We start from the raw sequence: 12,561 nt of genomic DNA, 5'->3' as shown, positions 1-12,561 counted from the left end.
CGGCAGATGACAGGCCGCCGAACCGGGAGTAGCGTCCCCCGGTCCGTCGCCTGAAGGAGTACGGCCTTGGAATACGACGCCCTGCTGCTGTCGCGCCTCCAGTTCGCCTTCACCGTCGCCTTCCACATCCTGTTCCCGGCGTTCACGATCGGGTTGGCGGCCTATCTGGCTGTGCTGGAGGGGCTGTGGCTGCGCACGAAGCGCGAGGCCTACAAGACCCTCTACATGTTCTGGGTGAAGGTCTTCGCCATCAGCTTCGGCATGGGCGTCGTCTCCGGCATCGTCCTCAGCTACCAGTTCGGCACCAACTGGGCGGAGTTCATCCGGCTGTCGGGCGGCGTGCTCGGGCCGTTGCTGGCCTATGAGGTGCTGACCGCCTTCTTCCTCGAGGCCTCCTTCCTCGGCGTCATGCTGTTCGGCTGGAAGAAGGTCGGACCGAAGCTGCACTTCCTCGCCACCTGCCTCGTGGCCATCGGCACCAGCGTCTCCGCCTTCTGGATCCTGTCGGCCAACAGCTGGATGCAGACCCCCGCGGGCTACGAGATACTCGCCGACGGCCGCATCATCGCCACCAACTTCTACGAGGCGATCTTCAATCCCAGCTTCCCGTCGCGGATGTCCCACATGCTGATCGCCGCCTTCCTGACCACCGCCCTGGTGGTCGGCGGCGCCTCCGCCTGGCAGCTGCTGCGCCGCCCCGGCCAGGAGGAAAGCCGGCTGGCGCTCAAGATGGCCGTCGGCCTGATCGCGATCCTCGCGCCGGTGCAGCTGTTCGTGGGGCACTGGTCGGGCGAGGTGGCCCGGGATCACCAGCCGCAGAAACTGGCGGCGATCGAGGCCTACTGGGAGACCCGCGCCAACCATCCGCTGATCGTCTTCGCCATTCCCGATCGCGCCGCCCAGGCCAACCACCTGGAGGTCGCCATTCCCGGCGCCGGCGTTATCGTCGCGCCGCCGGACGAGGTGGTGCAGGGGCTCGACACCTGGCCGCGCGAAGACCAGCCGCCGGTCTTCCTGGTGTTCTGGAGCTTCCGCATCATGGTCGGGCTGGGCCTGCTGATGATCGCCCTGGGCCTGTGGGGCGTCTGGCTCGTCTGGCGGCGGCGCGTCGACGGGAACCGGCTGTTCCTCGGCTTCGCCGCCCTGATGGGGCCATCGGGCTTCGTGGCGGTGATCGCCGGCTGGATCGTCACCGAGGTGGGCCGCCAGCCGTGGGTGATCCAGGGCGTGCTGCTGACCCGTGACGCCCTGTCGCCGGTCACGCCCGGCTCCGTCGCCACCTCGCTGCTGATCTACCTTGTCATCTATTCGATCGTCTTCGTGGCCGGCACTATCTACATCCTGCGTCTGCTGCGCGAGGGACCCGTTCCGGGCGGCGCCGAGCCGAAGCCGGAGGGGCAGCGCGCTCCCGGCTGGGCCCTCGCCGCCGCCCCCGAGGACGCTCCGGGAGACCCGAAATGAGCCTCGACCTCCCCCTCATCTGGGCCGGCCTGATCGCCACGGGCGTGCTGCTCTACGTCCTGCTCGACGGCTTCGACCTCGGCGTCGGCATCCTGTTCCCCTTCTCGCGGAACAAGGAGGACCGGGACGTGATGATGAACACCGTCGCGCCCGTCTGGGACGGCAACGAGACCTGGCTGGTGCTCGGCGGCGGCGGCCTGCTGGCGGCCTTCCCGCTGGCCTATTCGATCGTCATGCCGGCCTTCTACCTGCCGGTGATCCTGATGCTGGCCGGGTTGATCCTGCGCGGCGTGGCCTTCGAGTTCCGCTTCCGCGGCCAGCGCCGCGGCCGTCCGTTCTGGACCGCCATGTTCGCCGGCGGCTCGATCCTCGCCGCCTTCTCCCAGGGGCTGATCCTCGGCGGCTTCATCCAGGGGGTGCGGGTGATCGATGACCGCTTCGCCGGCGGGACCTTCGACTGGTTCACCCCCTACACCCTGCTGGTCGCGGCCGGCCTCGTCTGCGGCTACGCCCTGCTCGGGGCCGCCTGGCTGATGTGGAAGACGGCGGACGAACTGCACGGCGACGCGCGCCGCTGGGCGGTGATCTCGGGCGGCCTCACCGCCCTCTTCCTCGTGGCTGTCAGCATCGCCACCCTGGTGGTCCATCCGGTCGTCGCCGAACGCTGGGGCTGGACCGGCGCCGGCCTCGACGTCGGCCGCTTCCTGCCGCTGGCGTGGATTCCGCTGCTCGGTCTGGCGGGGCTCGCCCTCGTCGGCTGGGGCGTCCGCCGCGCCTCCCACGGCTGGCCCTTCATCGGAGCCGTGCTGGTCTTCCTGTCCGGCTACGCCGGCCTGGCCGCGGGCTTCTTCCCGTATGTCGTCCCGTACGCGGTGGACTTCCGCAACGCCGCCGCGCCGGCCAACGCCCTCGGCCTGATGCTCGTCGGGACGGTCGTCATCCTGCCCCTGATCCTCGCCTACACCAGCTGGGTCTACTGGGTGTTCCGCGGCAAGGTCACTCCGGAGACCGGCTATCATTAGGATCGAGCCGCCGCCCGGCCCCGAAGAGGCGCCCCGCCCGCTGTGGAAGCGGCTGGCGTGGTTCGCGGGCCTCGCCGTCGCCGCCTCGGCGGTCACGGCGACCGTCGCCTACGCGCTTCGGGGCTTGCCGTTCATGGGCTGACGGAGGAAGGTCGGGGCCATGAAAGCGCTCCTTCCGTCCGCCGCCGTCCTGCTCCTCGCCGGGGCCGCCCACGCCCAGACGGCGCCGTCCTCCGGCGACCTGACCCGGGACCTCAACAGCGGCCCGCCCGCGCCGGCGACCTATCTGGCGCCGCCGCCGGCGCAGCCCACGGCGGACACCGCCCGGCCGGCGGTCGTCCCGCCCGCGCCGCCCTGCCGTTCTCGGTCGACCTCCCGGCGGGCTTCCAGATCGTCACCGGCCGCCCCGGGCCGGACTTCCGCATCTACACCATCCGCCGCGGCGAGCGGTCGTTCGTCATGGTCTACGCCGGTCCCGCCTCGCAGTTTCCGATCTACTCCGGGCAGATGACGGTGGCCGGCGGCCGCGCCACCGTCGTCACCACGGAGGACGGGACCCGCCACGCGGTCGAGCACCTGTTCCAGCGCGCCGACGCGCCCCGGGAGATCCATGTCTGGACCATGACCCTGGACGGCGCCGACCGCGCCCTCGCCGAGCAGATCGCCCAGTCCGTCGATGTCGCCGCGGCCGCGCCGGCCGCCGCCCCCGGGTCGAATTCCGCGCGCTAAGTCGAAAAGCGTCGGACCCGTCACGGCTGCGTGCGCATTATCGGTTCACCTTCGGCCTCATTGGCTGCCGGAGGCTGAGAGATTTCGGCACGCTCGCTGCGCACTCCCGCCCCCTTGTCGGAGTTCCGCATGCTCGAAAACCAGACCATTGCACGGATGTGCGAGGCGGACCTCGCCGCCCTCCTGCCCCACCTGTCCGAGCGCCGGGTCGACCGCGGCGAGGTGCTGATCGAACAGGGGGCGAGGGTGGAGACCGTGCACTTCCCGACGACCGCCTATCTCGCCAACACCATCAGCTTCCGCGACGGCCGCTCGTCCGAGACCTTCATCATGGGCGCCGAGGGCGTCTCCGGCCTGCCGCCGTTGCTCGCCGACGCCCCCTGCGTCTGGGCGGTGGAGGTGAAGGCGTCCGGTGCGGTCTACACCCTGCCGGCGGCGATCCTCCGGACGCAGGCGGACCTCAGCCCCGGGCTGCGGCGCGACCTGCTGCGCCTCTCCAACGACTACCACGCCCAGGCCGCCTTCGGCGTGGCCTGCGCGTCCCTGCACGACGCGCCATCGCGGCTGGCGCGCTTCATCCTCGTCTACGCCGACCGGGCCGCCACCAACGAACTCCGCTTCACCCAGGAGGATCTGGCGACCCTGCTGGGCGTCCAGCGCACGACGGTGACGGCTGCGGCCATGGCCCTGAAGGCGGCCGGGGCCATCCGCTACAGCCGCGGCGTCATCCGGATCGTCGACCTTCCCGCCCTGAAGCGGGCGTCCTGCGAGTGCTATCACCTGCATCGCTCGCTGCTTCAGTAGGCGCCGGCGACCGCCGCACCGGTCGGTCCTCGGGGCCGAGCCGCACGCCGCGCAGGCCGGCGAACACCAGAACCTCCATGCCCGGGGCCCCGGCCCAGCGCCGCAGCGCCGCCTGGTACGGGTCGCGCCGCCAGTCGTGCGGCCGGGCCGGGTCGCACTCGACGATCAACCGCGTCCCGCCGGCCTCGCTGTGCAGCACGAAGCCGGCCACGGTCGGCTTCCACTCCGGCCCCAGGGCGTCGGTCAGCAGCCAGAGGCAGTTGAACGCGCGGCAGTCGTCCGGCCGCTCGCCATAGATGGCGCAGCCCGTCGCCTTGCCGAAATGTCGGCACCACTTCCCCGCCGGCTTGGCGAGGGCGGTCACGCCCATGATCTTGCAGCACAGGCCGCAGTCGCCGCAGGCCTTCGCCGGGGTCAGGTCTCCGACCACACCGCCAGCTCGTTCCCCGCCGGATCGCGGAAATGGAAGCGCCGGCCGCCGGGGAAGGCGAAGATCGGTTTCGTCACGACGCCGCCGGCGCCCTCGACCCGGGCCTGCATGGCCTCGAGGTCCCCGGCGTAGAGGATCGGCAGGGGCTGGCGCACCGCTTCGGGCTGGGCATCCAGCCCGCCGTCGATCCCCTCGTCAAAGGCCGCATACCCCGGCCCGTAGTCCTGGAATCTCCAGCCAAAAGCCGCCCCGTAGAACGCCTTGCTCGCCGCCAGGTCGCCGCCCGGCAGTTCGATGTAGTCCAGCTTTCCGTCTTCACGCATCCGTGTCGCTCCTCCCGGATCGCCATCCGCCTTCCGACTTGCCACGGACGGGCGTCCGCGCAAACCTGAGAATCGTTCGCAGAAGAGGAGTCGGCGGATGATCGTGCTGACCACCGGCCGCGAGGCGCTGGCGCGCCTCATGAGCCTCGACGCGGGGCTAGAGCACCTCGCGCCGCGACAGGTGCAGGACCAGCAAAACCAGCGCCACGGCGCCCAGTCCGGCTCCGAGCCCGAGGGCGGTGTTCACCCGCCAGGCCTCCGTGGCCAGCATGTTGACGGGCATCTGCCACGGCAGGACGACGCCCTGCTTCGCTGAGGTCGCCACCACGGCGAAGAAGGTCCCGCCGATGCCAAGCGCCAGCCCCGGCACGAAGCTGGCGAAGCGCAGGGCCGTCCACAGTTGCACCGCGACCAGCAGCAGGGCGGCGGCGAACATCATCGCCAGCGTCCGGGCGTAGCCGGCGAGTTCGAACGCCCCGGTCGGCCGCAGTTGCGGCCTGATCGCCGCCGCGAGCTCCACCGCGCCCCAGGTCAGCACCAGCACCGCCGCGCTCATCGCCGCGACCAGCGCCAGCACGCAGGCGGCCTTGGCGGCGTAGATCTGCCAGCGGGGGACGGGCAGGGCGCGCAGGTGGTCCCACGACCGGGGCCCGTGCTCCATGTGCGCCACCAGCGCGGTCAGGGCCGTCACGCTCATCGGCAGCATGAAGAAGGCCCAGATGGCGGCGGTGCTCGTCATCCACATGTCCCAGGGCTGGGGCGCCTTGCTGCGCAGCATGTTGAAGAAGACGAAGACGGCGATCAGCGAGGGGGCCGCGACGGCCAGAAGCGCGGCCAGCGAGCGGTTGAGCTTGCGGATCTCGACGGAGAGGACGGCCAGCATCAGGCGAACTCCGGCTGCGGTTGGACAGGCTGTCGGGGGGCGGGGGAGGGGGCGGAGACCTCGCGGTAGATGCCTTCCAGCGAACGCGGCCGCGCCCCGATCGAGAAGACGGCGACGTCCGCCTCGACCAGGGCCCGGTTCAGGGCCGCCGCCGCGGTCCGGGCGTCCTCGCCCGGCCTCAGCCGCGCGACCAGACCGTCGTCCGCGGTCGCCACCTCGAAGCCGCGGGCGGTCGCCAGGGCCGCGCCCCGCACCGCATCGTCGACGGCGAAGGCGATCTCCGGCGCCAGCTCGGCCTTCAACCGCTCCAGCGCCCCCTCCAGCACCAGTTGGCCCTGGCTGAGGATGCCGACATGCGTCGCGGTCTGCTCGATCTCGCCGAGCAGGTGGCTGGACAGCAGCACGGCGGCGCCGGTCCGCTCCGGCAGCGAGCGCAGGAAGCGCCGCATGTCGGCGATGCCGTCCGGGTCCAGACCGTTGGTAGGCTCGTCGAGGATCAGCACCGGGGGCGCGCCCAGCATGGACCGCGCCAGCCCCAGCCGCTGGCGCATGCCCAGCGAGTAGCCGGCCACGCGGCGCCCGGCGTCGGCGGTCATTTCGACCACCTCCAGCACCCGGTCGATCTCGCGCTTCGGCAGGCCGAGCAGCGTCCGGGTCAGGTCCAGGTTCTCGCGTCCCGAGAGATTGCCGTAGAAGCCGTGGGCCTCCAGCAGCGCGCCCACCTTCCGGGCGGCGCCCCTGCGGTCGACGCCGACGTCGACGCCGCCGACCCGCGCCGTCCCGGCGTCCGGCCGGATCAGCCCCAGCAGCATCTTCAGCGTCGTCGTCTTGCCCGCGCCGTTGCGGCCCAGGAAGCCGTACACCGCCCGCTCGGGCACGGTCATCGACACCGCCTCCACCGCCGTACGGCGGCCGAAGCGGCGGGTCAGGTCCCGGGTTTCTATCGCCGGCGCGCTCATCGCCGTCTCCCTGTCGTTTAACTCCGACATAAAGTTGCGGAGCGTGCGTCTTTAAGTCAAGATTAAAGAACTGACAGATTCGGAGACCCCCGTGAGCCGCGCCGACATCGACCGCTTCCGCCTGCGCTGCCGCCAGTTCCGCTGGCTGGCGATCTTCATGGTGGTCAGCGTGGGCGCCCTGCTGGCGCTCGTGCACATCGTCGTGCCGGTGGTGTTCCTGGCGCGAGCGGAGGACTATCCGTACTTCGATCTCTGGCTGGCCAGCCTCGTCAAAGCCCTGCCGACCGTCTTCTATCTGTTCGCCGTCTGGGCGATCGGAGCCGCCATGGGCCAGCTTTCGAAGGGCCGTCTGATCCAGCCCACGCTGGCGAGCGCGCTGCGCCGGGTCGGCCTCGCCCTCGGCTTCGGAGGTCTGCTCAGCGTCTTCGGCGTCACCAACATTATGCGCCTGATCGAGGGCGGCCGCGGCGGCTGGGCCTGGTTCGACGTGCCGGGCATGACGCTCGGCATGATCGGCGGGGCCCTCTTCCTGCTCGGCGGCGTGGTCGAGCAGGCGGGCAAGGTCCAGGCCGAGCTGGACGAGATGGTCTGATGCCGGTTCGCGTGACCCTGGACGAGCTGATCGTCCGCAAGGGCCTGAAGGCGCGCGATCTCGCGCGCGAGGTCGGCCTCAGCGAGACGCAGCTGTCCCTGTTCCGCTCGGGCAAGGTGAAGGGCATCCGCTTCCGGACGCTCGCCCGCCTCTGCGCCGCCCTCGACTGCCGCCCCGGCGATCTCCTCGACTACGCCTTCGATCCGACGGATCTCGAGACCGCAGACGAGGAGTAGGGGGGCGCCGCCCTCAGGCCAGCTCGACCGCCATGGCCACGGCCTCGCCGCCGCCGATGCACAGCGACGCCATGCCCTTCTTGCCGCCGCGGGCTTCCAGCGCCGACAGCAGGGTGGCCAGCACCCGGGCGCCCGAGGCGCCGATCGGGTGGCCCAGCGCCGTGGCGCCGCCGTGCACGTTCAGCTTCGCCCGGTCGATGCCCAGCTCCTGCATGGCGATCATGGCCACCACGGCGAAGGCCTCGTTGACCTCCCACAGGTCGACGTCGTCGACCGACCAGCCGGCTTTCTCCAGGGCCTTGCGCATGGCCGGCACCGGGGCGGTGGTGAACAGTCCCGGCTCCTGCGCGTGCGCCGCGTGGCTGACCACCCGCGCCACGATCGGCAGGCCCAGGGCCCTGGCCACGCTCTCGCGGGTCATGACCACAGCGGCCGCGCCGTCGGAGATCGACGAGGCGTTGGCGGCGGTGATGGTGCCGTCCTTCGAGAAGGCCGGGCGCAGGGTCGGGATCTTGGCCGGGTCCGCCTTCAACGGCTGCTCGTCCTTCGACACCACTTCCACGCCCTTGCGGGTCTTCACCTCGACCGGGACGATCTCCTTGTCGAAGGCGCCGCTCTCGATCGCCTTGCGGGCCCGGTTCAGGCTCTCGATGGCGTATTCGTCCTGCTGTTCGCGGGTGAACTGGTAGGTCGCCGCGGTCTCCTCGGCGAAGGCGCCCATCAGCTTGCCGGGGGTGTAGGCGTCCTCCAGCCCGTCCAGGTACATGCTGTCCGAGATCACGTCGTGGCCGATGCGGGCGCCGCCGCGGTGCTTGGCCATCACGTAGGGCGCGCCGGTCATCGACTCCATGCCGCCGGCCACGATGACGTCGGCGGTCCCGGCCTTCAGGGCGTCGTGCGCCATCATCGCGGCCTGCAGGCCCGAGCCGCACATCTTGTTGACGGTGGTGGCCTCGACGTGCTGCCCGAGCCCGGCGCCGATGGCCGCCTGCCGGGCCGGGGCCTGGCCGAGGCCGGCGGGCAGGACGCAGCCCATGAAGATCTGCTCGACCTTCGCCGGATCGACGCCGGCCCGTTCGACCGCCGCCTTCACCGCCGTGGCGCCCAGATCGGTGGCCTTGGCGCCCGAGAGCGCGCCCTGGAAGCCGCCCATCGGCGTGCGGGCGAAGGAGCAGATGACGACAGGATCGGACATGGGAGCATCCTCAATCAAAACGTTCGGCGGTTAGATCGTCCCTTTCCGCCGCATGTGCAAGATGACTCGTGCCGCAGTGCAGCATCAGCCGGCGACGGCAAGCCACTCCGGCCGCCGCGCCTGCACGGTCCGCCCCTCGACCGTCAGCGCCCCGTCGAGCCGGTCCAGACGCAGCAGGGCCATGGCCATCCCGTCGCGGCCGGTCAGCACCTCGCCCGCCCGCAGGTCGCCGTTCAGCACCTCGGCGCCGAACGGCGGCGGCGGGCCGTCGAAGGCGATCGGCAGCATGCGGTTGCGGATCGTCCCCCGCCGCTTCATCCGCGACGTCGTCTCCTGCCCGACGAAGCAGCCCTTGGCGAAGTCGATCCCGTTCAGCAGGTCGAAGTTGGCCTCGATCGGATAGGTCTTGTCGGCCAGGGCGTCCGCCGCGGGATCCGGGACGCCCAGGGCCAACCGGTGCGCCTGGAAGTCGTCTTCGGTCGCGTTGACCTCGATGTCGCCCCCGTACCGCCGCCCGCCCAGCGCCGGCAGCCGCGGATCGGCCGTGAAGCCCTCCGCCGGCCCGTCCCAGGCGGCGAGGACCGGCGCGTCCGCCGGCTCCACCGTCACCTGCGCCCGCAACCGGTACATGCCGAGCCGCTGCAGCAGCGCCTCGCGCCGGTCCGCCGCCACGTCCAGCAGCGCCCCGTCCGCCTCACCGTGCAGGAACAGGTCGAACAGCAGCCGCCCCGGCGGCGACAGCAGGGCCCCGAACCTCAGCTCGCCGGGCGCCAGCGTCTCCACGTCCTGCGTCAGCAGGTTGTGCAGGAAGGGCCGGGCGTCCGGGCCGCTGACCCGGACCAGGGCGCGGCTGTCGAGGCGGGCGATGCGGGTCATGTCGCGGAGATAGGGCCGCAGGCGACGACGACCAAGCGTTCAGCCCTCGACCGCGTAGCGCGCGGTGATCCCGTCCGCCTGCCACTCATGCTGCGCCAGCCGGTCCAGCGAGCGGATCACCCGACGCGCGAAGTCCGCCGGGTCCCCCGCCTCGACCGGCGGCCGCAGCCAATCGCTGACCACCGCCCGGGCGGGATACGTCCCCACCGGCCCCGGGACGCTCAGCGCCACCTCGATCCGCTCGGCCAGCCAGCCGGCGACCACGCCGAACAGCTCCGTCGAGGCGAGAAACGCCGTCCGCCGCACCACGAACAGGGTGATGATCCCGTCCTCGATCCCGTCCGGCCGCACCACGATCCCGCTGCGGTCCGGGCGCCAGTGGTCGGACAGCTCGACCACCCGCCACAGGCAGAACCAGGTCCGGCAGGTCTGCGGCCGGATGGCGTGCACCCGGCACCCGGCCCCGTCGACGCAGTAGGCGCACAGCTCGCCGGTGGGCTTGGCCAGTTCCGGCAGATCCAGCGGGATCACCCGGCAGCACTCGACGCAGCCGCCGCACTCGCGGCCGGGGAGGAGGGGAAGGGACATGGCCGATCCCTCGGCGCATCCGCCGCCGGGGTCAACGTGTCGCGCCGCCGGGACCATCCACAGCCAAGCGGCCCCGCGCGCCTTGAGCCGCCGAGAATCCGTCTACGATCCAATTATGGCGGCCCGCTTTCCCATCCTCTACCTCGCCGAGGCCGACCCCGAGGACGCCGTGCTGTCCTCCGGGCCGCTGGCGTATCTGGTCGAGGCCATGCCGCAGGCGAGCTTCACCGTCGTCGGCTCCCCCGCCAGCGCGCCCCTGTTCGCCGACACCCCCCGCCTCGACCGGCTGATCGTGCTGGAGCGGGAAGGGCGGCTGGACTGGCTCGGCCTGTGGAACCAGGTGCGGGCCACGAAGTGGGGGCTCGTCGTCGACATGCGCGGCACGCGCTTCTCGGACAAGCTCCGGCGCCAGAAGCGCGCGGTCCGCGGCGAGGACGAGCCGGGCGTCCACAAGGTCGAACTCGCCGCCCGCGTGCTTCAGCTCGACGAAGTCCCGCCGCCGCGGCTTCACGTGTCCGAGGCCACCCGGGCGGCGGTCGACCGGCTCATCCCCGACGACGGCGCGCCGCTGCTGGCGATCGCCCCCGGCGCCGAGTGGATGGGCCGGCGCTGGCCGGCGGAACGTTACGCCATTCTCGCCTCCAGCCTGTGCGGCCCCGACGGTCCGCTGGCCGGCGGCCGGGTGGTGGTGATCGGCGACGAGAGCGACCGCGACGCCGCCCACACCATCCGCCTCGCCATGCCCCGCAACCGCACGATCGAGCTGCAGGGGCGGCTGTCGAAGCTGCAGGCGGTGGCGGCCCTTCAGCGCGCCGACCTCTACCTTGGCGGCGACTCGATCTGGACCCATCTGGCCGCCGCCGCCGGAGCGCCCGTCGTCGCCGCCTTCGGCCCCTCGGACGACGCCGTGCGCGGGCCCTGGGGCGGGGTGGTCGTCCGGGGGCCCCGCTCGGTGGCCGAGTTCCGCAAGATCGACCCCGGCCTCAACCAGGCCATCCAGCACATGAACGAGGTGCCGGCCGACCGCGTCCTCAAGGCGGCTCGCAAACTGCTGGCCGAGCGCGTAAACGCCGGGGCATGACCCGGACCTATGATCTGATCGTTCGCGGCGGCGAGGTCGCCAATCACGCCGGTCGCGGCCCCGCCGACGTCGGCGTCGTCGACGGCCGCATCGCCTTCATCGGCGACCTGTCCCAGGCCTCTGCCGGCGAGACCTTCGACGCCGCTGGCCTGACCGTCCTGCCCGGCGTCATCGACACCCAGGTTCACTTCCGCGAGCCGGGGCTGGAGTGGAAGGAAGACCTCGAGACCGGCTCCCGCGCCGCGGCGCTGGGCGGCGTCACCGCCGTGTTCGAAATGCCGAACACCGAGCCCAACACCACCGACCCGGACACCCTGCAGGACAAGCTGGACCGGGCCCGTGACCGGATGTGGACCGACCACGCCTTCTACATTGGCGGGACCCACGAGAACGCCCGCTTCCTCGGCGAGCTGGAGCGCCTGCCGGGCTGTTGCGGGGTCAAGGTGTTCATGGGCGCCTCGACCGGCACCCTGCTGGTCGCCGACGACGACGGCGTGCGCGAGGTGCTGCGCCATGTGAAGCGCCGCGCCACCTTCCATTCCGAGGACGAGTACCGCCTCGCCGAGCGCCGCCCGCTGGCCCGCGCCGGCGACTGGACCAGCCATCCGGAGGTGCGCGATCCCGAAAGCGCCATCATGTCGACCCGCCGCCTGGTGCGGCTGGCGCAGGAGACCGGGGCCCGCATCCACGTCCTCCACGTCACCACCGCCGAGGAGATCGACTTCCTCAGCCACCACAAGGACGTGGCCACCGTCGAGGTGACGCCCCAACATCTGACGCTCGACGGCGACGAGGCCTATGCGCGCCTCAAGGGCCTCGCCCAGATGAACCCGCCGATCCGCAACGCCCCGCACATCGCCGGCCTGTGGCGCGGCATTGAGCAGGGCGTCGCCGACGTGCTCGGCTCGGACCACGCGCCGCATACGCTCGAGGAGAAGGCCCGGCCCTATCCCGCCTCGCCCTCGGGCATGCCGGGCGTGCAGACCCTGGTGCCGGTGATGCTCACCCACGTCGCCAACGGGCGGCTGACGCTGGATCGCTTCATCGACCTGACCAGCCACGGCGCCAACCGCGTCTTCGGCATCGCCGGCAAGGGCCGTATGGCCGAGGGCTATGACGCGGACCTGACCATCGTCGACCTGAAGGCGAAGCACGTCCTGCGGCACGAGGACATGGCCACCCGCTCGGGCTGGACTCCCTTCGACGGCATGGCGTGCACCGGCAAGGCGATGGCCACCATCGTCCGGGGCCGCGTCGTCATGCGCGACGGCGAACTGCAGGGCTCCGCCCACGGCCGTCCGGTGCGCTTCCAGGAAACCCTGGCCTGAACCGCGGCCTCGCCGCGACCGCCCGGCCGCGCTATTCTCCGCCGCGACGCACGG

General features: G+C 71.7%; 15 protein-coding genes. 8 read left to right on the top strand and 7 right to left on the bottom strand.

Annotated features, from left to right (window positions below):
• Positions 1–66 precede the first annotated feature (66 nt).
• The 4 genes from H2038_RS04625 to H2038_RS04610 all read left to right on the top strand — a co-directional run bounded on the left by H2038_RS04625 (position 67) and on the right by H2038_RS04610 (position 4,016).
• Positions 67–1,461 (top strand): cytochrome ubiquinol oxidase subunit I, encoded by a 1,395-nt coding sequence (locus tag H2038_RS04625; protein WP_292109651.1) that lies wholly within the window; start codon positions 67–69, stop codon positions 1,459–1,461.
• Complete coding sequence (gene cydB, locus H2038_RS04620; protein WP_292109649.1) at positions 1,458–2,483, top strand: cytochrome d ubiquinol oxidase subunit II; 1,026 nt, start codon at positions 1,458–1,460, stop codon at positions 2,481–2,483. The genes H2038_RS04625 and cydB overlap by 4 nt, the downstream gene beginning before the upstream one ends.
• Positions 2,484–2,942: 459 nt before the next feature.
• A complete protein-coding gene (locus H2038_RS04615) occupies positions 2,943–3,212 on the top strand; it encodes a hypothetical protein (RefSeq protein ID WP_292109647.1) in 270 nt (89 codons plus the stop codon).
• A 129-nt stretch (positions 3,213–3,341) separates the two neighbouring features.
• On the top strand, positions 3,342–4,016 hold the full coding sequence (locus H2038_RS04610) for a Crp/Fnr family transcriptional regulator (RefSeq protein WP_292109645.1): 675 nt from the start codon (positions 3,342–3,344) through the stop codon (positions 4,014–4,016).
• Here H2038_RS04610 and H2038_RS04605 read toward each other — a convergent pair.
• From H2038_RS04605 to H2038_RS04590, 4 genes are all read right to left on the bottom strand, one after another.
• Positions 3,937–4,446 carry a YkgJ family cysteine cluster protein gene (locus tag H2038_RS04605; RefSeq protein ID WP_292109643.1) on the bottom strand — a complete coding sequence of 170 codons (510 nt, stop codon included), beginning with the start codon at positions 4,444–4,446 and terminating at the stop codon, positions 3,937–3,939. The two genes, H2038_RS04610 and H2038_RS04605, sit on opposite strands and share 80 nt — an antisense overlap.
• Positions 4,431–4,769, bottom strand: coding sequence for a VOC family protein (locus H2038_RS04600; RefSeq protein ID WP_292109640.1), 339 nt, complete (start codon positions 4,767–4,769; stop codon positions 4,431–4,433). The genes H2038_RS04605 and H2038_RS04600 overlap by 16 nt, the downstream gene beginning before the upstream one ends.
• 157 nt (positions 4,770–4,926) lie before the next feature.
• On the bottom strand, positions 4,927–5,652 hold the full coding sequence (locus H2038_RS04595; protein WP_292109638.1) for an ABC transporter permease: 726 nt from the start codon (positions 5,650–5,652) through the stop codon (positions 4,927–4,929).
• A complete protein-coding gene (locus H2038_RS04590; protein ID WP_292109636.1) occupies positions 5,652–6,611 on the bottom strand; it encodes an ABC transporter ATP-binding protein in 960 nt (319 codons plus the stop codon). The genes H2038_RS04595 and H2038_RS04590 overlap by 1 nt, the downstream gene beginning before the upstream one ends.
• Positions 6,612–6,702: 91 nt before the next feature.
• Here H2038_RS04590 and H2038_RS04585 point away from each other — a divergent pair, with 91 nt between their 5' ends.
• Together H2038_RS04585 and H2038_RS04580 are read left to right on the top strand one after the other, a co-directional pair.
• Positions 6,703–7,203: a DUF2975 domain-containing protein gene (locus tag H2038_RS04585; protein WP_292109634.1), complete on the top strand. Its 501-nt coding sequence runs from the start codon at positions 6,703–6,705 to the stop codon at positions 7,201–7,203.
• Complete coding sequence (locus H2038_RS04580; protein ID WP_292109632.1) at positions 7,203–7,439, top strand: helix-turn-helix transcriptional regulator; 237 nt, start codon at positions 7,203–7,205, stop codon at positions 7,437–7,439. The genes H2038_RS04585 and H2038_RS04580 overlap by 1 nt, the downstream gene beginning before the upstream one ends.
• A 13-nt stretch (positions 7,440–7,452) precedes the next feature.
• Here the strand turns inward: H2038_RS04580 and H2038_RS04575 are convergent, their stop codons facing one another.
• The 3 genes from H2038_RS04575 to H2038_RS04565 form a co-directional block, all read right to left on the bottom strand.
• Entirely contained in the window at positions 7,453–8,634 is a 1,182-nt protein-coding gene (locus H2038_RS04575; protein WP_292109631.1) for an acetyl-CoA C-acyltransferase, read from the bottom strand.
• A gap of 84 nt (positions 8,635–8,718) precedes the next feature.
• Complete coding sequence (locus H2038_RS04570) at positions 8,719–9,510, bottom strand: folate-binding protein (RefSeq protein ID WP_292109629.1); 792 nt, start codon at positions 9,508–9,510, stop codon at positions 8,719–8,721.
• A 39-nt stretch (positions 9,511–9,549) separates the two neighbouring features.
• Entirely contained in the window at positions 9,550–10,098 is a 549-nt protein-coding gene (locus H2038_RS04565; protein ID WP_292109626.1) for a hypothetical protein, read from the bottom strand.
• 115 nt (positions 10,099–10,213) lie between these two features.
• On the opposite strand from H2038_RS04565, the gene H2038_RS04560 reads away from it, so the two are divergent.
• A complete protein-coding gene (locus tag H2038_RS04560; RefSeq protein ID WP_292109623.1) occupies positions 10,214–11,179 on the top strand; it encodes a glycosyltransferase family 9 protein in 966 nt (321 codons plus the stop codon).
• Positions 11,176–12,507 carry a dihydroorotase gene (locus tag H2038_RS04555; protein ID WP_292109621.1) on the top strand — a complete coding sequence of 444 codons (1,332 nt, stop codon included), beginning with the start codon at positions 11,176–11,178 and terminating at the stop codon, positions 12,505–12,507. The genes H2038_RS04560 and H2038_RS04555 overlap by 4 nt, the downstream gene beginning before the upstream one ends.
• Positions 12,508–12,561 lie beyond the last annotated feature (54 nt).

This window comes from Brevundimonas sp., assembly GCF_013912005.1.
In the GTDB taxonomy this organism is placed as follows: domain Bacteria; phylum Pseudomonadota; class Alphaproteobacteria; order Caulobacterales; family Caulobacteraceae; genus Brevundimonas.
The sequence above is the reverse complement of the archived record's forward strand: the minus strand, read 5'-3'. Positions and strand labels throughout refer to the sequence as shown.